This window comes from Pragia fontium (assembly GCF_900638655.1).
GTDB lineage: Bacteria > Pseudomonadota > Gammaproteobacteria > Enterobacterales > Enterobacteriaceae > Pragia > Pragia fontium.
This window is the reverse complement of record NZ_LR134531.1, coordinates 1220494-1241933: the sequence shown is the minus strand read 5'-3', so window position 1 is coordinate 1241933 and position 21440 is coordinate 1220494. Positions and strand designations below refer to the sequence as shown.

Annotated in this window: 24 protein-coding genes and 1 tRNA gene; 6 read left to right on the top strand and 19 right to left on the bottom strand. The window is 44.1% G+C overall.

The features are described 5' to 3' along the window. Positions 1-45 precede the first annotated feature (45 nt). From EL341_RS05210 to prmB, 5 genes are all read right to left on the bottom strand, one after another. Positions 46-606, bottom strand: a complete 561-nt coding sequence (locus EL341_RS05210) for an elongation factor P hydroxylase (RefSeq protein ID WP_126467183.1) — start codon at positions 604-606, stop codon at positions 46-48. A gap of 46 nt (positions 607-652) precedes the next feature. Next, a complete protein-coding gene (locus tag EL341_RS05205) occupies positions 653-1453 on the bottom strand; it encodes a sulfite exporter TauE/SafE family protein (protein ID WP_126467181.1) in 801 nt (266 codons plus the stop codon). A 3-nt stretch (positions 1454-1456) separates the two neighbouring features. Further along, positions 1457-2290, bottom strand: a complete 834-nt coding sequence (mepA, locus tag EL341_RS05200; protein WP_047780415.1) for a penicillin-insensitive murein endopeptidase — start codon at positions 2288-2290, stop codon at positions 1457-1459. 14 nt (positions 2291-2304) lie between these two features. Beyond that, positions 2305-3390: a chorismate synthase gene (aroC, locus tag EL341_RS05195; RefSeq protein WP_047780414.1), complete on the bottom strand. Its 1086-nt coding sequence runs from the start codon at positions 3388-3390 to the stop codon at positions 2305-2307. A 65-nt stretch (positions 3391-3455) separates the two neighbouring features. Continuing rightward, positions 3456-4388 (bottom strand): 50S ribosomal protein L3 N(5)-glutamine methyltransferase, encoded by a 933-nt coding sequence (gene prmB / locus EL341_RS05190; RefSeq protein WP_047780413.1) that lies wholly within the window; start codon positions 4386-4388, stop codon positions 3456-3458. Positions 4389-4579: 191 nt separating this feature from the next. Here prmB and smrB point away from each other — a divergent pair, with 191 nt between their 5' ends. The 4 genes from smrB to EL341_RS05170 all read left to right on the top strand — a co-directional run bounded on the left by smrB (position 4580) and on the right by EL341_RS05170 (position 6326). Beyond that, positions 4580-5122 carry an endonuclease SmrB gene (gene smrB, locus EL341_RS05185; RefSeq protein ID WP_071845444.1) on the top strand — a complete coding sequence of 181 codons (543 nt, stop codon included), beginning with the start codon at positions 4580-4582 and terminating at the stop codon, positions 5120-5122. 77 nt (positions 5123-5199) lie between these two features. Then, on the top strand, positions 5200-5634 hold the full coding sequence (locus tag EL341_RS05180; protein ID WP_074820735.1) for a hypothetical protein: 435 nt from the start codon (positions 5200-5202) through the stop codon (positions 5632-5634). Between the two features lie 141 nt (positions 5635-5775). Next, positions 5776-6000, top strand: coding sequence for a hypothetical protein (locus EL341_RS05175; RefSeq protein WP_047780411.1), 225 nt, complete (start codon positions 5776-5778; stop codon positions 5998-6000). Beyond that, entirely contained in the window at positions 5997-6326 is a 330-nt protein-coding gene (locus tag EL341_RS05170; protein WP_047780410.1) for a low molecular weight protein tyrosine phosphatase family protein, read from the top strand. Before EL341_RS05175 ends, EL341_RS05170 begins: the two co-directional genes overlap by 4 nt. Positions 6327-6385: 59 nt before the next feature. Here EL341_RS05170 and sixA read toward each other — a convergent pair whose 3' ends face one another. Both sixA and EL341_RS05160 read right to left on the bottom strand, forming a co-directional pair. Then, positions 6386-6865: a phosphohistidine phosphatase SixA gene (gene sixA / locus EL341_RS05165; protein ID WP_074820733.1), complete on the bottom strand. Its 480-nt coding sequence runs from the start codon at positions 6863-6865 to the stop codon at positions 6386-6388. 82 nt (positions 6866-6947) lie between these two features. Beyond that, positions 6948-7241 (bottom strand): YfcZ/YiiS family protein, encoded by a 294-nt coding sequence (locus tag EL341_RS05160; protein WP_074820730.1) that lies wholly within the window; start codon positions 7239-7241, stop codon positions 6948-6950. A 414-nt stretch (positions 7242-7655) separates the two neighbouring features. Here EL341_RS05160 and fadL point away from each other — a divergent pair, with 414 nt between their 5' ends. Beyond that, positions 7656-8951 carry a long-chain fatty acid transporter FadL gene (gene fadL, locus EL341_RS05155; protein WP_126467179.1) on the top strand — a complete coding sequence of 432 codons (1296 nt, stop codon included), beginning with the start codon at positions 7656-7658 and terminating at the stop codon, positions 8949-8951. Between the two features lie 102 nt (positions 8952-9053). Here fadL and mlaA read toward each other — a convergent pair whose 3' ends face one another. From mlaA to ccmA, 10 genes are read right to left on the bottom strand one after another with little or no spacing between them, the layout of a single operon-like run. Further along, a complete protein-coding gene (gene mlaA / locus EL341_RS05150) occupies positions 9054-9809 on the bottom strand; it encodes a phospholipid-binding lipoprotein MlaA (RefSeq protein WP_074820727.1) in 756 nt (251 codons plus the stop codon). Positions 9810-9845: 36 nt separating this feature from the next. Further along, positions 9846-11048, bottom strand: a complete 1203-nt coding sequence (ccmI, locus tag EL341_RS05145) for a c-type cytochrome biogenesis protein CcmI (protein WP_074821480.1) — start codon at positions 11046-11048, stop codon at positions 9846-9848. Next, on the bottom strand, positions 11048-11542 hold the full coding sequence (locus EL341_RS05140) for a cytochrome c-type biogenesis protein (protein ID WP_074820725.1): 495 nt from the start codon (positions 11540-11542) through the stop codon (positions 11048-11050). Before EL341_RS05140 ends, ccmI begins: the two co-directional genes overlap by 1 nt. After that, the gene (locus EL341_RS05135; protein WP_047780404.1) at positions 11542-12096 is read right to left on the bottom strand and encodes a DsbE family thiol:disulfide interchange protein; all 555 of its coding nucleotides are present in this window, start codon (positions 12094-12096) and stop codon (positions 11542-11544) included. The genes EL341_RS05140 and EL341_RS05135 overlap by 1 nt, the downstream gene beginning before the upstream one ends. Then, complete coding sequence (locus EL341_RS05130) at positions 12093-14054, bottom strand: heme lyase CcmF/NrfE family subunit (protein WP_047780403.1); 1962 nt, start codon at positions 14052-14054, stop codon at positions 12093-12095. Before EL341_RS05130 ends, EL341_RS05135 begins: the two co-directional genes overlap by 4 nt. Then, a complete protein-coding gene (gene ccmE / locus EL341_RS05125; RefSeq protein WP_047780402.1) occupies positions 14051-14551 on the bottom strand; it encodes a cytochrome c maturation protein CcmE in 501 nt (166 codons plus the stop codon). Before ccmE ends, EL341_RS05130 begins: the two co-directional genes overlap by 4 nt. After that, a complete protein-coding gene (gene ccmD / locus EL341_RS05120; protein WP_047780401.1) occupies positions 14548-14763 on the bottom strand; it encodes a heme exporter protein CcmD in 216 nt (71 codons plus the stop codon). Before ccmD ends, ccmE begins: the two co-directional genes overlap by 4 nt. Continuing rightward, positions 14763-15497 (bottom strand): heme ABC transporter permease, encoded by a 735-nt coding sequence (locus tag EL341_RS05115; protein ID WP_074820723.1) that lies wholly within the window; start codon positions 15495-15497, stop codon positions 14763-14765. Before EL341_RS05115 ends, ccmD begins: the two co-directional genes overlap by 1 nt. Before the next feature lie 47 nt (positions 15498-15544). Next, a complete protein-coding gene (ccmB, locus tag EL341_RS05110; protein ID WP_047780399.1) occupies positions 15545-16204 on the bottom strand; it encodes a heme exporter protein CcmB in 660 nt (219 codons plus the stop codon). Then, the gene (gene ccmA, locus EL341_RS05105) at positions 16204-16830 is read right to left on the bottom strand and encodes a cytochrome c biogenesis heme-transporting ATPase CcmA (RefSeq protein ID WP_074821478.1); all 627 of its coding nucleotides are present in this window, start codon (positions 16828-16830) and stop codon (positions 16204-16206) included. The genes ccmB and ccmA overlap by 1 nt, the downstream gene beginning before the upstream one ends. A gap of 284 nt (positions 16831-17114) precedes the next feature. Between ccmA and EL341_RS05100 the strand changes: the two genes are divergently transcribed. Beyond that, positions 17115-17189, top strand: a tRNA-Arg gene (locus tag EL341_RS05100). Positions 17190-18000: 811 nt separating this feature from the next. On the opposite strand, the gene EL341_RS05095 is transcribed toward EL341_RS05100, so the two are convergent. Both EL341_RS05095 and EL341_RS05090 read right to left on the bottom strand, forming a co-directional pair. Then, positions 18001-18858 carry a winged helix-turn-helix domain-containing protein gene (locus EL341_RS05095; RefSeq protein ID WP_053007543.1) on the bottom strand — a complete coding sequence of 286 codons (858 nt, stop codon included), beginning with the start codon at positions 18856-18858 and terminating at the stop codon, positions 18001-18003. 491 nt (positions 18859-19349) lie between these two features. Beyond that, the gene (locus EL341_RS05090; RefSeq protein WP_074820721.1) at positions 19350-21419 is read right to left on the bottom strand and encodes an ATP-binding cassette domain-containing protein; all 2070 of its coding nucleotides are present in this window, start codon (positions 21417-21419) and stop codon (positions 19350-19352) included. Positions 21420-21440: the final 21 nt, after the last annotated feature.

Here is a 21440-nt window from a genome sequence, read left to right as displayed (position 1 = left end):
CAGGTTCCTCAATATATTGATTCAAAAAATAAAATATTGCTAAAATTACACACACCAGCCAGTTGGGTATTGCGGATAAGGAAAATCATCAGCAACTAGCGGCTTGGTCTGATAAAACTCTTGTAGGGCCTGAATAAACCGAGCTGGGCGCTCAGGAATACCATTAGTTAAATAATCTAATACCTGAGCATGAACCTTACGCTGAAAAGCAACGCGGTCGGGCTGAAAATCACCGTCCAGATTATCGCAGCTCACGTTAAACGGATAACCCGAGGCGACACAAAAAAACCAATCAAACGCCTGAGGTTTAATTTCCACAACTTCAAACTCGGCCTGTTTATCCGCACCGCGACCGTCAGGGCAATACCAGTAGCCGTAATCAACCTGTTTGCGTCGCTCTTCACCGGCAATACACCAGTGAGAAATTTCATGAAAAGCGCTGGCATAAAAGCCATGGGCAAACACAATTTGATGATAAGGCACCTGCTCATCTGCCGGCAGGTATATTGGCTCATCATCGCCCTGAACGAGTTTTGTCTGGTAATTCGCACCAAAAGTGTGCTCAAACAGATCGATAAGATCTTGAGGAATATGTTGTCTGGTCAATTAACTTAACTCTATTTTTAGCAGGAAAATATCCTGGAAATTCAAATTAGAAAAAACGCGTAATCCACTGGGATATTTCTGCGCCGTGGCTATCATAAATTAATTTACAGCTCATGACGAATGACACCACGATTAACATTGGCCGAATCAGCTTCTGTCCGCGAGAAAGTACCATACGAGCACCGAGTCGGGCACCGATAACCTGCCCACCTAACATGGCTAAACCAATGGCCCATACCACTTTGCCACCCAGAATAAAAAACAGCAGTGAAGCCAGGTTTGAAGTGAAGTTGAGTACTTTAGCGTGAGCCGTAGATTTAGTCAGGTTAAAACCTTGCAGGGTAACGTAGGCCAGAGCAAAAAAAGAACCGGTACCGGGTCCAAATAAACCATCATAAAAACCGATGCCAAAACCAGCAATAAAAGCAAAGGGCAAAGCACTTAAACGCTTCTGCCGCTCCGCTCCCCCCACTTTCGGACTCAGTAAAAAATAGAGACCAATAGCAATCACCAGCAGCGGCAATATAGAACGTAAAACATCAGCATTAATGCGCTGAATGAGGATTGCGCCGATCATGGCGCCAATAAACGTCAGTAAAATAGCCCAGCGCTGTTCTTTTAAATCCACTGCTTTGCGGCGAATAAAATAAAGACTGGCTGAAAATGAGCCACCAATTGACTGTAATTTATTGGTGGCCAATGCCTGAGCCGGGGGAAGCCCCACAGATAGCAGTGCGGGTAAGGTAATGAGTCCCCCGCCGCCGGCAATAGAGTCGATAAATCCGGCCAGCATTGCAACGAAAAATAATATGATATAAATCTCAACGCTGAGGGAAAACCACTCCATTTTTTACTCTACCTTAAAGTTATTCACCAACAGAGCCTTACATGATGCAGGCGGTTCAGGAATTTGCGGCGGTTTCGGCTTGGCATTTGGTAATTTAGCCGGTGCTTCCAGCCAACTGGCCAGTTCAGCACCACATCCATCACCAGCAGGAATAGCGGCCTGCTCTTCGCACTCCAGACTATCTGCCGGACAACGTAACCTCACGTGCATATGAGCGCGATGCCCAAACCACGGACGAACCTTACGTAACCATGTGCGATCGCTACCTGCGGTTTGACACAATTTCTGCTTAATCGCCGGATGAACAAAGATGCGCGTTACGTCATTATCGCTGGCTGCCAACTTAATCAATTCGCCAACTTGCGGTTGCCATAGGCTTTCCACCACTTGTTTACCATTGCCGGCAACCAAATCAATCGCCTTTGGATTTTTCAATTGGGTCGCACTCCAACGTTCACGCGGTAACTGCAACCAAATATCCACATCCAGACCACTCTGATGGCTGGCATGTCCGGTGGCAAAACGCCCACCAGCCGGCATGCCCATATCGCCGATCAGTACATTGCCCAAACCATAGGATTGGGTTTTATTGGTCAAACGATGAATAAATGCCAGCAAATCAGGGTGACCAAAATAACGCAGTTGCTGGCTGCGCATCACCAGATACCCCTGACCTTGCAGTGAAAGTGGCTGAGCCCCAATAATACAACCATTGGAAAACCCACCGATCGATTGAGGTGTACCCTCAACCGGCTGTTTAACCTGCTGCCACGGCGTTGCTGCTAGCGTAGAAGTAGAAAAAAACAGTGCCATCGCGGCGAAAAATATCTGTTTCATCGTCAATATCCTGATTACCAACTTGGCACATCTGATTTCACGTCATAGCATTGAGCGCGATGACGCATTAAATGATCCATTAACACGATTGCCATCATGGCTTCTGCGATTGGTACCGCACGAATCCCCACGCAAGGATCGTGACGCCCGCGCGTAATCATCTCTACCGCTTCGCCCTGCTTATTGATCGTGCGCCCTGGAATAGTAATGCTGGAGGTCGGTTTCAGTGCAATATTAGCGACTATTGGTTGTCCGCTGCTGATTCCACCAAGAATGCCACCGGCATGATTACTGATAAATCCCTGAGGAGTGATTTCATCGCGATTTTCACTACCGCGTTTATTCACTACCGCAAAACCATCACCAATTTCCACACCTTTAACGGCATTAATACTCATCAGAGCATGGGCCAGTTCGGCATCTAAGCGATCAAATACCGGCTCACCTAAACCAACCGGAACTCCATCAGCAACCACGGTAACTTTAGCCCCAACGGAATCGCCGGCCTTTTTCAGTTCACGCATTAATTCATCCAATGCGTCAATCCGTGATGGATCCGGGCAAAAGAAAGGGTTTTGTTCTACCTGTTGCCAATCTTTTAACTCGCAGCTGATATCTCCCATCTGTGATAGATAACCACGAACCTGAATACCGAACTGTTGCTGTAAATATTTCTTAGCGATAGCTCCTGCCGCTACCCGCATCGCGGTTTCCCGAGCAGAAGAACGCCCACCGCCCCGATAATCACGCAGGCCATATTTCTGTTGGTAGGTATAGTCTGCATGGCCTGGGCGAAACGTATCTTTAATGTCGCCATAGTCCTGCGAACGCTGGTCGGTATTCTCAATCAACAAACCAATACTGGTGCCGGTGGTTACCCCTTCAAAAACGCCTGACAGAATACGTACGCTGTCTGGCTCGCGGCGCTGAGTGGTGTAACGTGACGTTCCCGGGCGACGACGATCGAGGTCGTGCTGAAGATCCGCCTCGGTTAAAGGAATTCCCGGTGGCACACCGTCTACAATACAGCCCAACGCAACACCATGAGATTCACCAAACGTTGTTACGCGAAATAGTTGTCCAATACTGTTCCCTGCCATCACAGCTCCTTTAGCCGTTAATTATTATTAGAGCGTTCAATAGCCCGGTAATGTTGTGCTGTTTATTAGTCGCGGTAAATACGGAAGTGCTCGCTGCAGGCGAGCAATTGTTCACGCGTCAGCATAAAGATACCATCACCGCCGTATTCAAACTCCAGCCAGGTAAATGGAATATCCGGGTACTCTTCCATTAAATGCACCATGCTATTACCGACTTCACAGATCAAGACACCATCTTGATTCAGGAAGTCTGGGGCACGAGCCAGAATACGGCGCACCAACTTCAAGCCATCCGTGCCGGCCGCCAAACCTAATTCAGGTTCAAAACGAAACTCTTTCGGTAAATCTGACATATCCTCGGCATCCACATAAGGTGGATTAGAGACAATCAGATCGTACTTCATCGGTGGCATATCCCTGAACAGATCAGAACGGATTGGCGTAACCTGATGCTCCAGGCGATGAGCCTCAATATTCTGTTCCGCCACGGCCAGCGCATCAACGGAAATATCAACCGCATCCACTTCAGCCTCAGGGAAAGCATAAGCACAGGCGATAGCAATACATCCGCTGCCGGTACACATATCTAAAATAGACTGCGGTTCGTGGGGGATCAGTGATTCAAAGCGATTGTTGATTAATTCACCAATTGGCGAACGCGGTACTAAAACCCGCTCATCAACAAAAAACTCGTGACCGGCAAACCAGGCTTTATTCGTCAGGTAAGCCACCGGCAGACGCTCATTAACCCGACGAATAACCCGCTCAACGATGCGATGACGCTCACTAACGGTTAAACGAGAAAGGTACATTTCCGGTGGAATATCTAACGGCAGGAATAGCGTAGGCAATATTAATTGTACCGCCTCATCCCACGGATTATCTGTTCCATGACCATAATAAATATTCGCCGCATTAAAACGACTCACCGACCAGCGCAGCATATCCTGAATGGTGTGCATATCACTGACAACTTCATCCACAAAAATCTTGTCCAATTGACCCTCCGACCGGGATTCTAATCTGGAAATAACCCCTTAGTTTGCCATGAAGTACATAACAAATCAGCTTCTATCCGCGGATATTGTTCTATTCAATTTTATCAACAATGGCGATAACTGCATGAACAGAATTAACGATAAGGTTACACTACCCCTATCTCATATTATTTTTACTCGATTATTATCCCGTGAAGAAAAAGAAATTTGCCTTATCCGATGAAGAATTTGCCCTGTTCAGAGAGTCTGTACGCGGCACTAAACCGATCCAACAGGATAAAGCGGTTCACTCAACCAAACCTAAAAACAAGAAGATTTCGCCGGAACGTCTGTTGCAAGATCAGATCGATGCCAGTTTTTATTTTTCTGATGAGTTCCAGCCGCTACTCAGTGAAGAAGGCCCAATGCGCTATGTTCGCCCCGGAGCCAGCGCTTATGAGGTCAAAAAACTTCGACGTGGTGATTATTCGCCGGAGCTATTTCTCGACCTGCATGGATTAACTCAACAGCAGGCAAAACAGGAGCTCGGTGCGCTTATTGCCGCCTGTCGGCGTGAACACGTTCACTGTGCCTGCGTTATGCACGGCCACGGTAAACATATATTGAAGAAACAGACACCGCTGTGGTTAGCCCAACATCCTGACGTATTGGCCTTTCATCAAGCATCAAAAGAGTTTGGTGGCGATGCGGCCATTTTGGTTCTAATTGAGTTGGAAGATAGAATCGATATTTAAACTTCACGCCTTTTTCACATACTGTCGTTAATCTGCATTAAAACATTTTGTTATCCCCCTGCAGGAAACGACAGTTTATGAATAAAATACAGCGAATCTGCCATCATGCCTTTTGGTTTACCCTTATAGGGCCGCTTATTGGACTGATTGCAGCCATCCCATTGATGTATATCATCCTTAATTACCCACATCATTTTCTGAGGGATATACTTAGCGAATTCCCCTTAGTCTTGTTGATTGTTTATGTCTGGGGTGCACCCGCAGCCTTGCTTACTGGCATCATCATCGCTTGTTTACCCAAACAATATGCTCACATTATTTACATAGCATTAATTGGTATGATGACCTCACTGCTCTTTCCCCTCGCTTTATTAATATTAGGAAATAACGATGCTTCCGAGCTGAGTTTAGTTTGCGCAGCAGCTGGACTTATCTCTGCTGTCATAATGAATTATTTCATCCGCTATCTTCCACCGAGGTTTTCCAGCAAGGTAAACCCCGCTCAATCATAACTGAGCCAAATTCAATAGTTACTCACTCTATTTTGATTTAAGCAAAATGATGTATGATTAGTGCTGGCATAAATACTGCCATTTAGACCTCTCTGTATTATCGCGGCTGCTGAACCACGATTAATCTTATGAGGCAATATAATGGATAATATCCGCACTCGAGCCTGGCGGCTGGCACAAAATAAACGTAATAAGCATCGGGGTAGTAGTTCCATCAGGAATGATTTCCCCAGAGAGAAAAACTGGAAAATGATGTATACCCGCTCAGATAAAATAGTCAGAGCGGCGCAGTTAGGCATGGCGTACCCAAGGGTTAGCAATGCCCAATTGACATTAAAAGCCATGGAAGAGGTGACCTCAGCGTGAATGTTTTGTTTATCTGTAGTCGTAATCAATGGCGTAGTCCAACCGCAGAACAGGTTTGGCGTTACCATCCCGATTTATCGGTCAAATCCGCTGGCACCAGCCGTAATGCCCGTAAACCGGTAACACCCGCACTGCTACAGTGGGCTGATGCCATTTGCGTGATGGAGCAAAAACATAAAAATCGTCTGGTCGCTGAATATCACCGGCTGTTGGAACATAAAACGATTCATGTATTGGATATTGCTGATGATTACCAATATATGGATCCGCAATTGGTTGAGTTGCTGAAAGACGTTGTGGCCCACCGATTGAGGCTAGCCATATAAACAGAAAAAGAGACGCCATTAGCGTCTCTTTTTTAATTCGGTCAATAAAACCTAAACGATCAAGCTAGTGCGTCTGGCGCTTGCTGCCAGTCTAGAGTGCCTCTACCCGTTTGTGGCTCCACGGTAATACAGGCCACTGCCGAAGGATTAAACATCGGAGGATAAACACCACTGCACAATTCCGAAACCAAGTACCCCACCAAAGGCAAGTGAGAAACCAGCAATACAGAACTAACACCATCCTGAGCTAAGGTCATCAGGTAGTCCGCAATCAACATGGCATCACCGCCCGGTATCAAAGCAGAAAATGTCTCAATCGTTGTCGGTTCAGGTATCGGAAACTCTGCTTTGAAAACATCCAGCGTTTGCTGTGCTCTGACATAAGGGCTAACCAGAACCCAATCAATTTCTGCAATCTTTTTTCGCAACCAAAGAGCCATTTCAGCGGTTTGCTGACGTCCCTTATCCGTTAAGGGACGCTGTGGATCGCTGTCAGCATGATAGCTGGCTTCACCATGGCGCATAATAAAGATTTGCATATTTGACTCCGTTCACTTAACCGTTAACGCCAAAGCAGTGACGTTAAATGCCTCACCCGAATCTCTTATCAACCAAACAGTATTAGCGTAGACCCAGCTGGAAAATCATGGTTTCAGCCTGACATGAGAACGTGAAATCTGTAGTCAATTGCACGCCACCAGTCACGTCTTCCAGGCGACTTTCAATCAGGCAAGGTTCAGATTCAACAGCGCGCGCTTTCTCTGTCAACATCTTCAGCATTTGTTCTGCTTCATCACGGTTAACAAACACGTTCTGATAAGACGCGGTGCAATCCGTGTTATCCATTACGGTACCAACATCAACACAACAGCAGGCCGCTGTTTCTTGTGCATTACACTTCAATGAATCAGACATATTGTTTATCTCCTCTGGAATAAAGCGGACAAATAACCACTCTATTAACGTCTGTTTATGAGATCTAGCTCAAAATTTAATAATCTCGCTTATACTACTCTTCCAGCCCAAGTTACGCATGAACTTTGTTAAATTGTCATGATCTGACGCAAGGTCAGTTTTTTAAATCGCCACACTCGCCAAATTAATCGATTGATATTTAATTTTTTTTATCCATTTCACTTTTTATTCCACTAACAAAATACGCATGCGCGTGAAAAAACATTTACTTTTTGTCGGAACATTAGATAGAAATGCTAACAAAATATCTCAAGATCGTTGAACTGGTCTAATCTGTCGATAACGCCTTCCTCCATACAATGCCCTCCTTAATTATTACAATCCGTAATGATTTTTGAACTTTTGAGATCTTGTATGTCCCGTAAAAACATTTTAAGAAAGTCGGCACTGGCTATCGTTGTCGCAGCATTATCATCCAACCTCTACGCCTCTGGTTTCCAACTTCAGGAATCCTCAGCTTCAGGTCTGGGTCGCGCGTTCTCCGGTGAAGGTGTTATCGCTGATAACGCATCTTCAGGCAATCGTAACCCTGCATCAATGATGATGTTTGATCGTCCAACTTTCTCCGGCGGGGCAATCTATGTTCAGCCTACGGTAAAAATTACCGGTACATCCCCTTCCGGTAGTGATATGTCCTCCAGTGACATCACGCCAAACGAGTGGGTACCTAATCTGCACTTCATCTACCCTATTAACGATCGCTGGGCGGTAGGTACCTCATTGACCACTAACTATGGTTTATCGACAGAATTCAGCGATGAATATGTTGCCGGACCACTGGCCGGTAAGACCGAGCTGACAACCGGTAACTTTAACTTCAGTGCTGCTTACCGTATTAATGAATACCTTAGCTTCGGCGCAGGCTTCAATGCTGTTTATGCAAAAGCGAAAATAAGCCGCTATGCCGGTGAAAACCAAAACGGTATGCCAAGCAATACTGAAGTCGCTCACTTGAAAGGTGACGAATGGGGCTACGGTTGGAGTACCGGATTATTATATGAAATCGATAAAGATAACCGTATTGGTCTGAGCTATCGCTCTAAAGTTGATATCGATTTTACCGGCGACTACAGCAGTAATTTACCCTCCAATATTAACGGCATGCAGTCTGTTACCGGCTATCCATGGGGAACCAATGGTTCTACTATGAGCGGTGACCTGACGCTAAACCTGCCAGAGATTTGGGAGCTGTCCGGTTACCATAAAGTGGCGCCTAAATGGGCTATGCACTATACCCTGGCCTACACCAGTTGGAGTGAGTTTGAACAGCTGAAAGGAACCGACTCTGACGGCAATACTCTGTTCTACAAACACGAAGGGTTCCGTGATGCTTACCGTATCGCATTAGGTACCACTTATTACCATAATGAGAACTGGACATGGCGTGCCGGTATTGCCTTTGATGATAGCGCCGTACCTGCCAAGAACCGTTCTATTTCTATTCCTGACCAAGACCGTGTATGGTTAAGTACCGGTGCCACCTATAACTTCACTAAAGATGCTTCAGTAGACGTAGGTATTTCCTATATGAACGGCAAAGAAGTGAAGGTTGAAGAGAAGTTAAACAACTCGCCAAACAGCCCGGTTTATACTTTCCATTCGAAAGGCAAAGCTTGGTTATATGGTCTTAACCTGAACTATACCTTCTAATTTAGCGCGATGCCCTCCATGTATTTACCATGGAGAATATGCATAGTAAAAAAGCCCTGTCACACTGTGACAGGGCTTTTTGTTTATCATCGAATAAAGCAATTAATCGATATCATCCAACTGATCTTTCAAGGCATCCGCATTAGGATTCTTCTCGGCTTCAATCTGACCATCATTTGCCAGGAAGTCATGGCGTTGGAAGTAAGCCTCACGCATAAAGACATATGGATCCGGTGAATTAGCCAGCATCTGATCCTGATCGAGGAATTGAGCACGGGTTTCAATCCCTTCAACGGCCCACATACCAACGGAACCCCAGAAGGTAATCCAGCTTAATACCGGATAAACATAGTCCACATAGCCACCACCTTCATCACGCACCGTCGCAGAGCCATAGCCCGGCAACACGGCATAAGGGCCATAAGGTACATCATAATAGCCCAGTACTTGACCAAACTCTTTGTTGTAATCCTTCTTCAGCTTATCGTTAGACATACCCGCCACATCAATAAAGCCACCCATCCCTAATAACGTGTTCAGGAAAAAGCGGTTAAAGTGGCGCATACCATCATAAATATTGCCCTGTAGGAAATTATTCACCATGCTGGCTGGTTCACCCAGATTACTGGTAAAATTGCCCAAGCCGTTACGAGCCGGTTGCGGCATATAATCACGCCACACCACGGCAATAGGCCGTACCACATACGGATCCATATAGTGGTAGTTAAAGTTAAACATACTACGGTTAAACCCTTCCATTGGATCAGGACGGGTTCCATCTTCATTTAACTGACCGCTATTGGCACAGCCAGTAAGCATTACTCCAGCAAGCGCAAGACTAATAAGACGGCATTTCATTCTACTCTCCCTTTTATGTAGGCCTTACAGCTTTACTCACTGCTTAATATGCCCGATAGTCACATTTACGGTTTCTTTACCGCTAAACGGCTGAATATCACTTTCACCCATTATATGTCGGTTATCAGCCCGATCATTACTGGTAATTGTTGCTTTTATTTTTACTTTTTTCAGGCTCGAAAGCAAACGTGATGGCATCATGGCATTACTGTCATCTAACGATAATTCTAGCGGGAACTGGCCTAATGGCAACTGTTTAACCGCCACTGGTACCGGAGACTCACCATCGGTTACCGCAATCAAAACACTTCCCTCAGCAGGCAACTGAGCGGCCATTTCCGTCGCTAATGATAGCTTCACAGATAACCGAGAACCGTTGGCGGTGAGTTGTGCTTTAGCGTAGGCTAAACTGCTTTTAATCACATCGATACCGTTCGCATCCGCAGGCAATAATGTCAACACTTTCTCCCAAGCCGCAATAGCTTGATTAAAATCTCCCCGCCCAAAAGCATTCATTGCTAAAGCCGATAGCGCATCGACGTTGTTTGGATTGGTTTTCACTATATCTTTCAAAATAGCGCTGGCTTGTTGAATGTCGTTAGGATCGTTAGAACGAGTAAGCAGCTTGGCATAAATAATTTGAATATAGGCATCGTTTGGCGCTAGCTGATAAGCTTTCTCATAAGCCTGTAAAGCCATTTCACCGTTACCTAGTTTTAAACCGGCTAATCCCAGCATTGTCCAGTCACGTACGTTAGCGGGTTCTGAAAGCAAATCGGTACGCAGTCCCAAAGCAAAACGAGCAATATCTTCTGGCGTAGAGAGCTGCCCTGTATCGGCACGGTGGCGTAAATCCGGCATCTCTTTCATCACCTGCTGCCATTGCATGACCTGCCCTAAACCACCGGTATGCAAATACAGGCCCAAAGAAACAACCAACATTAACAAAACACCAGGCAACAGCAGCATGCGATTAAATGAAGTCTGCTTAGCCACCGACTCATCAACCGGGATATCCTCCAACAGATTATGCTGAAGTTCCGCTACCATCGTTTCCCGCTCGGCGATCACTCCCTGAGCTTCATCTTCGGTCAACTCGGTTAAACGTTGTTGATAATAAGCCTTATTGATCGCATCACGGTTGGTATCCGTATCAGGATTAGCTTTACACATGGTGGGTACTATCAATAATGCAGCACCAATAACCAGTAACACAATAATTGTTAGCCAGAATGCAATCATGATGATTTCCTGCCTTTCGCGCTATGTTCATCGCTTAATAGTTGCTGCAAGCGTTTCTGTTCTTCAGCAGATAACGCATCCGGCGTGGCGTCAGATACCGCTCGTTTATGACGACGGGAAAGCATCACAATTGCTACGGCACCAAAAACGACACAAAGAGCCGGTATCAGCCAAAGGATAATCGTCGCTGGCGTTAACGGAGGCTCATAAGTCACAAAGTTGCCATAACGATCAACCATGTAATTAATAATTTCCTGCCGAGACTTCCCTTGTTCCATCAACTGATAAACCTTCTCTCGCATATCAGTAGCAATGGGAGCATTGGAGTCGGCAATGCTATTATTTTGACACTTCGGACAACGTAGTTGCCCGGTTAGCTCACGAAACTGTTGCTCTTCTTCTACTGATTTAAAATCATAGGTATCGATGGTGGCATGAGCGATAAAAGTCAGCGCCATGCCAAACAGAATGAACGAAATTCGCTTAAGCATTATGATCCGCTCCCCTGATACTTAATCCAAAGGGGTTTAATCTCTTCTTCCCATATCCGGTCGTTGAGGTCGCCGGCGTGCCGATAGCGAACAATGCCATCCCCATCGATAAGAAAGGTTTCGGGTGCTCCATATACGCCAAGATCGAGCCCTAACATACCGTTGTTGTCATACAGACTTAGGGCATAGGGATTACCCAGTTCATTGAGCCATTTAATGGCCTTATTGCGATCGTCTTTATAATTCATTCCCACTACACGAATCCCTTGTGCAGCAAGTTTGTTTAAAAATTTATGTTCGGCATAACAAGTTGGACACCAGGTCGCCCAAACGTTTAACAACACGGGTTTACCATCGTTTAATGCGGCGCGATCGTAAACCTTGCCCGGAACATCCAATGACTCCAGCTTAAACTGAGGAACCGGTTTACCAATCAAAGCCGACTCAAGCGTAGTCGGATCGTCACCGTCTGCATTACGCTGTAGTTGCACCATAAAGGCGGTAACCATCACCAAAAAAACGATTAATGGAATAAACAGTAGTTTCCGATTCATACTGTTGCCTCGCTGGTAGACTGTTTTTTAATACGATAGCGTGGATCCAAGATGCAAAGCAGTCCACCAAAGGCCATAAACAGGCCACCGAACCATATCCAACGCACAAACGGTTTATAGTAAATCCTGACCGCCCAAGCGCCGTCACTTAACTGCTCGCCCAGTGCCGCATAGAGATCCCGGCTGAAGCCGCCGTCAATAGCCGCTTCGGTCATCATGCTGCCAGCCACTTTATAATAGCGTTTCTCAGCGTGTAACGTCGCTTCGGGCTTGCCGTTACGCGTAATGGCAATTTCTCCGGCACCACCGGTATAGTTAGGCCCGGTAATTTCACGTACATCACGGAAAGTAAAGGTGTAATCATGAATCATGATACTATCGCCATCCTTCATGCGAACATCTCTTTCCACGCTATAGTTTTGGCTAAAAGCGATACCAAATACCGTCACCGCCACACCAAGGTGAGCAATCACCATCCCCCAATGGCTGCGGGAAAGATGAGTCAGTCCTTTAAAGAAGCCATAACGATGAGTTGCTCGTTCATGTAGCTCCATCAACGTCAGAACCACCACCCAAATAGCCATCATCAGCCCCAAGACCGTCATCATCATGATCCGATCTTGTAGTAACCATGGTAAAGCAAAAGCAGCAATCAAGGTGATAACCACCGCGGCAATTAAACGCTTCAGCAGTTTCGATGGCTCATCACGACGCCAGCGCACCAGAGGGGCGACGCCTAACAATAGGGAGAACGGCACCATTAACCAGATAAACATCGTGTCAAAGAAAGGTGCACCGACTGAAATAGAACCAAGACCGAGCTGCTTGTGCACCAGCGGCAATAATGTTCCTAATAGCACCACCAACATCGCTGCCATCAGCAGAATGTTGTTACCCAGTAAAAATGATTCCCGGGAGAAAAACTCATGGCGCGCTTTGGTTTTACTGACCCGGCTACCGTTAATCGCATACAGCAATAAAGAACCGCCAATAACCACCACCAGAAACGCCAGAATAAACATGCCGCGCGCGGGATCGGAAGCAAACGAGTGAACCGAAACCAGAATGCCGGAACGCACCAAGAAGGTACCCAGCAAACAAAGAGAAAATGAAATAATCGCCAGTAACACCGTCCATGCTTTGAAGGAGCCACGTTTTTCCGTTGCTGCCAGAGAGTGCATTAATGCCGTCCCAGTAATCCACGGCATCAGGGAAGCATTCTCCACCGGATCCCAGAACCACCATCCTCCCCATCCCAGCTCGTAATAAGCCCAGAATGAACCCAGAGCAATACCCAGGGTTAAAAAGATCCATGCGGCAGTGGTCCATGGACGAGACCAACGAGCCCAAGCCGTATCAAGACGACCAACCATCAAGGATGAGATGGCAAAGGCAAAAGCGACAGAAAATCCAACGTATCCCATATACAGTAACGGCGGATGGAAAATCAGGCCAACATCCTGCAACAGTGGATTAAGGTCACGCCCATCTATCGGGAACATCGGTAAAGCGCGAGTAAATGGGTTAGAGGTCAGAATCACAAACAGCAGAAAGCCAACGTTGATCATCCCCAACACGGATAAAACCCGCGCGACTGCATCCAACGGCATTTTGCGGCTAAATACCGCGACAGCCCCAGTCCACAGTGAAAGTAAAACAATCCACAGTAGTAAAGAACCTTCATGGGCTCCCCATACTGCCGCCATCCGGAAATACACCGGTAATTGGCTATTGGAGTTGGTTGCAACATATATCACGCTAAAATCATTGATGATAAAGGCATACATTAAACAGCCAAATGCCAAGAGCGTTGTGGCTAATAAACCATAGGTTAATGGCCGAGCCACCGCCATCATGCGGGAGTTCTGTTGATAGGCGCCAATAAGCGGATAAATACTTAATAGCAATGCCAACGCAGCAGCCAGCGCCAGTGCGAAATTACCAATTTCAGGAATCATTTGCCATTCCCCTGAGATTCAGATGGCTGGGTTTTATAACTTTCTGCCGGACGCTGATGATTCTCTTTCATCGCCTCTTCCACTTCTGGTGGCATATAATTTTCATCATGCTTGGCCAGAACTTCTTTAGCATCAATCACATTACCCTCTTCAAATACCCCCTGAGCCACTACGCTTTGCTCTTCGCGAAACAAGTCAGGTAAAATACCTTCGTAGTGGACATCAATAGCGGCGCGGGCATCATAAACTTTGAAACTGACCTTGAGCGTATCTGGATCGCGTTTTACCGAACCCGGCATCACCATACCGCCAATCCGCAGTCGTTGCCCCGGCTCAGGTTTAATTTTAGCTTCACCCTTGCCATAAATAATCTCGCCCGGCGTATAAAACAGATCAATATTCGAACGAAGCGCATACAGCACCAGCGAAATAGTTAGCGCCATACCGATCAAAACGGCAACGGCTAAAAACAATCGGTTCTTGCGACGTGGATTCATAAGGTAGTCCCCTGCTTATTCTTTGCCTTCTCGATCCGCGCTTCCCGAGATTTACGACGCTGGATTTCGGTGAGTAATTGCTTACGCTGCCAGCGGGTATGCCAAACCAGTGCCAATAAAGGAATCAAGGTTGCCGCTACGGCCAGCCAGACGAAAAAGCCATAACCGCCCATCGCAAAAAAATCCTGCCATGAAGAAAATGCCGGTGTCATTAACGCTCTCCCTTACTGACCAGTGACTCAACCCAAGGTTTCTGGCGGTCGTGGATAAGAATCAAATTACGTAACCGCATCAGGGTTAGGGTGATAAAAAAGAACAAATAACCAAAAATAGACAATCTCAATGGCGTTCGCATGCTTGGATCAACGGTCTGCTGCATATTAGTCGAGCCCTGATGCAGCGTATTCCACCACTCTACAGAGAAATGGATAATCGGTAAATTCACAACACCGACCAATACCAAAATCCCTGCGGCACGTCCTGCAAGACGACGATCTTCAAAAGCATTATATAAAGCAATGGCCCCAAGATATAAAAACAGTAGCACCAGCTCAGAGGTTAAACGCGCATCCCACACCCACCAAGTCCCCCACATCGGCTTACCCCATGCGGACCCGGTTGCTAATGCGATAAAAGTAAACACGGCCCCCACTGGCGCCATAGCCGATGCCACCATATCAGCGGATTTCATTTGCCATATCAGGCCAATAAACGCAGCGATGGCCATCGAACCATAAATTCCCATAGACCATATGGCAGCCGGAACATGGATGTAAATAATCCGAAAACTGTCCCCTTGCTGATAATCAGAAGGGGCAAAACCAAATCCCCATATCCATCCGCCAAGCAGGAACAGCGTACCCGCAATAGCCAACCAAGGAATAAATTTACCGCAGAGATGATACAGCGTCTCAGGTTTTGCCAGGGAATGTAGCCACTTCCACATAGTCGTTATGCTCACATTGAAATATCATTAAAATTATGTTTTTTCTGTTACTGCACGCTTACCCGCAAAGCGGATGAAGCCGCAAAAGGAGCCAAGGTTGCCGTTCCGGCCAAAATCGCCCCCAAAATTGCTAAATAGCCATTGATTGGCAGCGCCATCGATGCAGCATCAATCGCTGATGTGGCAAAAATCAATACGGGAATATATAACGGTAAAATCAGCAAACTAAGCAACACCCCGCCTTTACGCAACCCGACGGTTAACGATACACCAATCGCACCAATAAAGCTTAAGGTTGGCGTGCCTAACAGCAGGGTCAACGTCACCGCTTTCCAGGTAGCAAAGTCAAATGACAATAGTAGCGCGACCAACGGCGACAAAATAATGAGCGGCAAACCGGTTAATAACCAGTGAGCACATACTTTCGCTAGAATAGTCATCGGTAATGGCACAGGTAGCAACATCAGTTGCTCCAGAGAACCATCAAGAAAATCATCCCGTAGTAAACGTTCCAACGAGAGCAAAGAGGCCAACAGTGCCGCAACCCAAACGATACCCGGAGCAATCCGTGAAAGTAGCTGAGGTTCAGGACCAATACTTAATGGAAAGAGCGTGATTACAATTAGGAAAAACCAAAGTGGATTGATAATCTCCGCGCCCTTACGAAAGGCGATTTTCAACTCACGATGTAAAATAGCGAAAAACATCAGCGCCACACCCCGCCATCAAGTTTAATTTTACGGATCGGACAACGCGAACTCATCATGTCCTGATGGGTGGTTAATATCACAATGCCGCCCTTTTCCGCATGCTGCTCAAACAATTGAGTTAGATATGCAACCCCTTGTTTATCAATTGCAGTCAGCGGTTCATCCAAAATCCATAGTGGTGCGTCACTCAGCCACAAACGTGCTAAAGCTACCCGACGATGTTGTCCGGCAGAGAGTTGAGCAACAGGGACATCTTCATAACCGACTAATCCAACTTGAGATAAAGCCTGCCAAATAGCATCGCTATTTTTCTCACTGGTTGCCTGCTGAAAAAAAGAGAGGTTTTCAAATGGAGTAAGCACGGCTTTTACACCAGCATGATGACCAATATATAAGAGGGATTGATTGAAACTGTCACGGTTACGGTAAATCGAGTTGCCCTGCCATAACACTTCACCGCCATCAGCGCTGGCTAACCCTGCCAATATTCGTAATAAACTGGTTTTCCCTGCGCCATTCGGCCCTTCAATCTGTACCAGTTCACCGGAATGTATAACGAAACTTAGCTCTGTAAACAGAGCTCTCTCATCACGGATACAATTTAGTCCTTGCACTTCCAGCATCGTTTTATACATGGCTTGAATAATGAATCTTGCCATTATCATATCACAGCATTTCGCTCGCTCGTAGCGTGACGCCTGCCCGACACATACCTATTTATGAGTAAATATAGAATTCAGATCAAAACAGAAACGAGAAACCGAATGGAATGTAAAATTCATCGACAATATTTAATCGCCAATGAATGACCGGAAATATTTTGCAGAAAATCGGTTACAAGTTGCACAAACACGCCCCCGTCCGCTGGATATCATGATAAAAGCAGGTATACTGCAAAATCTTAGATGTCCCCTTAGTTAAATGGATATAACGAGCCCCTCCTAAGGGCTAGTTGCAGGTTCGATTCCTGCAGGGGACACCATCATAAAATCATTCAAAGTCAAACGAATAGCCGATCTTCTCTGAATGATTTTTAGTTAAAATCATAAGCTGTAGAAATAACGTATTCTTCAAAATGATATTTTTAATTATTCATCATTGTCGATGAGTTCACTGAATTAGTTGAAGAATAACGTGTTTTATTCACTACATCCGATGAAGATACGTCTGGTTGAATTATGTTATAAATATACTTTGCCTGAAATGTTTTCGCACAATGAGTACAATAATAACGTTGAATTTTTGTCGACTTACCGCTGCCATGTTTACGCACACCTTCAACTTCCCCACAAAATCTACAAGGAGTTTTATTCACTCTCATTTTATTAAACCCTTCTATTTTTAAATTAATAAAATCAGCCAATGGCCACTGGTAAAAATCACAACTATTTTATTTAATAATTTTGATTATTAACCGCGGAGATAGAAACTAGAAATAATTATTTAAACCATCATCAAAATAACGATGATAGAGAGTCAATCTCCGCACCACTTAATTATAATAGGCAATTTTCACTAAAAAAAAGCTTAATCTAAATATCACTGTTATATAGTTTTTACCACCATAAACAAAAACAAGGCAGATGATTATTTCAAAAAATAATAATTAATGTTATTTTTAAACTAAAATCAAAGAATGCAGCAACATTTGATAAAAACAAAGTGATATTAAAGGGTTATATCCGTTAAATATAATAACAATCAGAGATAAATTAAGGCCCCTTTTTACAAAGGGGCCTTAACTCAACCATCCACATGGTCCTTCAATAAAAAAGGCTAAACAACAATTGATATCAAAATTTAATCTTAGAACAAGAGAATGTTCGTTCACCTTTTACTGAACAAAGGGATATTAATATCTGGCTATTATAATGAACCATAACAAACTTTTCTTTTCCGCAGGAAATATTATTTTCTTTCAGTATCGCATCAACGTTATCAACCATTTTTACTTTTTCATCTGTAGATAATGGATAAAAGGTATATATAGGACAGATGCTTTTTGCAGACAAAAACAAACCACTATTGCTTTTCTTATGTTCCATAGCAAAAAAAGCTATAGTCACCGCAGAAATTAAAGCTAAAAGTAGCAGGGAAATATAAAATATTTTACCAGGCCATTTAAACCTTGCCTTAGTCACCTCATTATTATGAATGTTAGGTGTCTCATCCACTTTTAGGGGTAAAGGCTCATCAACCTCTTCATGTCGAATTTGCGTTTCAACTAATATTTCAGAGGTTAATTTATTAAGCTGTAAATCAATTGATTCTAATCTATCAGTTTCATTTTCTGCTCGCGGTGTTTCACCACCACTGTCCAGAATCATAACCGGAATTTTTTCACTAAATTTGAAACCGACCTTAGGAATCGTAATGATGATTTTATCCGATAAGCCAAAAGAAATAAGGTTCTTTCTTAGCTGACTAATATAATGATTTAAATTACTATTTGATGAAACCAGACCATGATTATCCCATACATTCTGAAATAGCGTATCGCGAGAAACCGTTTGTCCATAGTTATATAGCAATTCATAAAGCAATCTATTAGATGAATTAGATAACATGACGGTTGACATGTCGTCTTGCTGCATAACTAAGGTTCTATCTTCAGTATTATAAACAATATTATTATTTATTAGATATATCATAATGTAATTTCACCTGATAAAAATTTCTCACAATCGGTTTATCATCGTTATAAAAAATCAAAAGGCCTGATTTTTACTTAAAATATAAAAACAAAACTCATTAATAAAAATAACCCGATTAATAACCATTAACATCCATATCGATTTTTTGATTATATTGTTAAAAACCAAAGAATAAACCTTAATGAAGAAAACCATAAACTACAGATAAAAAAACCAATTTTCAACAAAAAATTAGATTTTGAGTCCAGATTGATTTATTAAATAATGTTTTTACGCCAATAATTAACAAGTTACAGATCTGTTTGATTTGTATCAAATTTCTAAAAAACAAAGTTTTAACACTCAAGAAATACGAGTTTAAAATAGAAAAAGATAATTATTGTTAAGATTAGGTTTTAAAAGATAGGAATTATCAATAAAAAAGGTCAGGCTATTCTTATTAGCCTGACCTTTATCAATAATATTATAAAGGGAATTAAAAATCAGGCTCAGTTATCTCTTCTGGCCTGTAAAAACGCACTGAAATCACTTCTATTACCATCAAATATAACATTTCCGGAGCTCAACATAATAACGCGATCGGCTAAGGAAACTAAATTAGCTCTATCCGTTGCAATCAGAAATCCTTCACCGGCTTCAACTCTTTCTTTTAGCTGTTCAATAAGCACTAATTCAGAAGCCGCATCCAAATGGGCACTGGGATTATCTAATATACAAAACTTACGCTGTGACAATAATAACCGAGCCAGTGACAGCTGCTGTCTTTGTAAAGCCGTTAACGGTACTGCCAGATTTTTCCACTGAGTATTTAGCCCTTGATTAAGAAAAGGCAGTAAATTGGTTAAATTAACCCGCTTTAAAATATTCAGAATGGCTTCCGGATTATTGGTAATCGCATTATCTAAAGATAAATACTCGTATAATGTATCACCAATAATGTCACTATCCTGCCAGGAATAATGAACGCTATTACGCATTGAATTAACAGTATCTGCGGATAACAGCAATCCATTCCATGTAACATGACCGCCAACCGGAGATAAAATACCCATCAATAATTTCAATACGGTACTTTTTCCTGCCCCCGCGCCGCCGACAATAGCAACTTTCTCTTTAGGTCCAATGTTAAAATTGAGCTGACTAACCAAGGGTAACGCAGAATGATATTTGAACTCCAACTGTGAAACGCCCCAACCATTTTGCGGGCCGTGGTATCCCATAAGGTTAGTATCAGACTCTTGATTTCGCTCTTGTAACAACCGATTAGTTTCTCGCATTGACCGGCGCATTTGCTGCACATTTGGCAACAGATGCATCAGAGAAAATATAGGTTGTCCAAGACGACCGGCGATAATGATAGTTGCAAATAATCCGGCAGGAGACATACCACCGAGTTGCACCAAATAAAATGCACCGATAACCGCCAATACAGTTTGAATATTCATCAGCGCTAACAACGAGGCACTACATCTATTCTGAGCAATAAAACGAGCCTGTTCTGCCTGTTGCGCTTTTTCATTAGCACAAAGAAAGCGTAAAGACGCATTTTGATAAGCAACCGTCGCTTGATAGTTCTCTAACATCCCGGTAGAGAAAGGAACCTGGGCCTGAATGGTTGGAATCTTCTCGCTTTCCCTATGGAAAACCACAACACGAATAATGGCACATATAAAAATAAACAGCGGTACCAGAACGAGCCAACCGGCAATCGCCGCAATGGCTACGAAATAGATAATACAGAAGGCTAAATCGAGGGCAGAACTCGAAAATAACCCCAGACATTGCATACGAAAGCGATTCCAGTTATTCATCGCTTCTAAGACGTTTCTGCCCCAGCGATTGTCTTGAGTTGGCGTGACATGGATAAGATCGCGGATTAAACCGGGTTCGAGCCGTTGCTGCATTGAGGTTAAAAAATGGCAACCGGTTTTAACTCTTTCCATACGAAAGACGTATTCAACAGCTAAAGCCAGCAACACAACAATGGATAATGTCCAGAGCGAAGCATCCGCATGCCCCGGAATTATCCGATCATAAATGGCATTTAAGTAAAGTGGCATAACGATAGCCAGAAGGTTAATAATCAATGTTGACCACAATAAACGAGTCACAATTCGCCCTTCTTGCTCTCCCAGCTTGAATAAAGAACGCCAGCTTAATAAACGTTCTTTTTCTAGCGGGACAATACGCCAGGCACGACTTTCAGCTAATGATAAAAGTTGTCCTTCTGGTGTTTTAAGCTGTCTCTCTCTTCCCGCTTGCAATACTAACCAGCCATTATTAGTCTCAATCAGATACACCGCGCCATTCAGAATCTGATGATCCGGGCTACAGAATATTGCTTCAACATCCAAAATTTTCTTTGCCTGCTCAAACCAAACTTCTGGTTGGGCATTTGATGATAGCTGCTCTGAGCTATGCTGCCACTCCCAACGAGCAATAGGCAAAGACAGCCTATTAGCAGCCTCGACCAGTCCATCTCCTAATGAGATATACTTTCCTGATAAGTTGGCGCTCTCATTACCAAGTTTATTTAATTCTGGATCAATAAATGCCATCTTTATAAACGCCTATTTTTT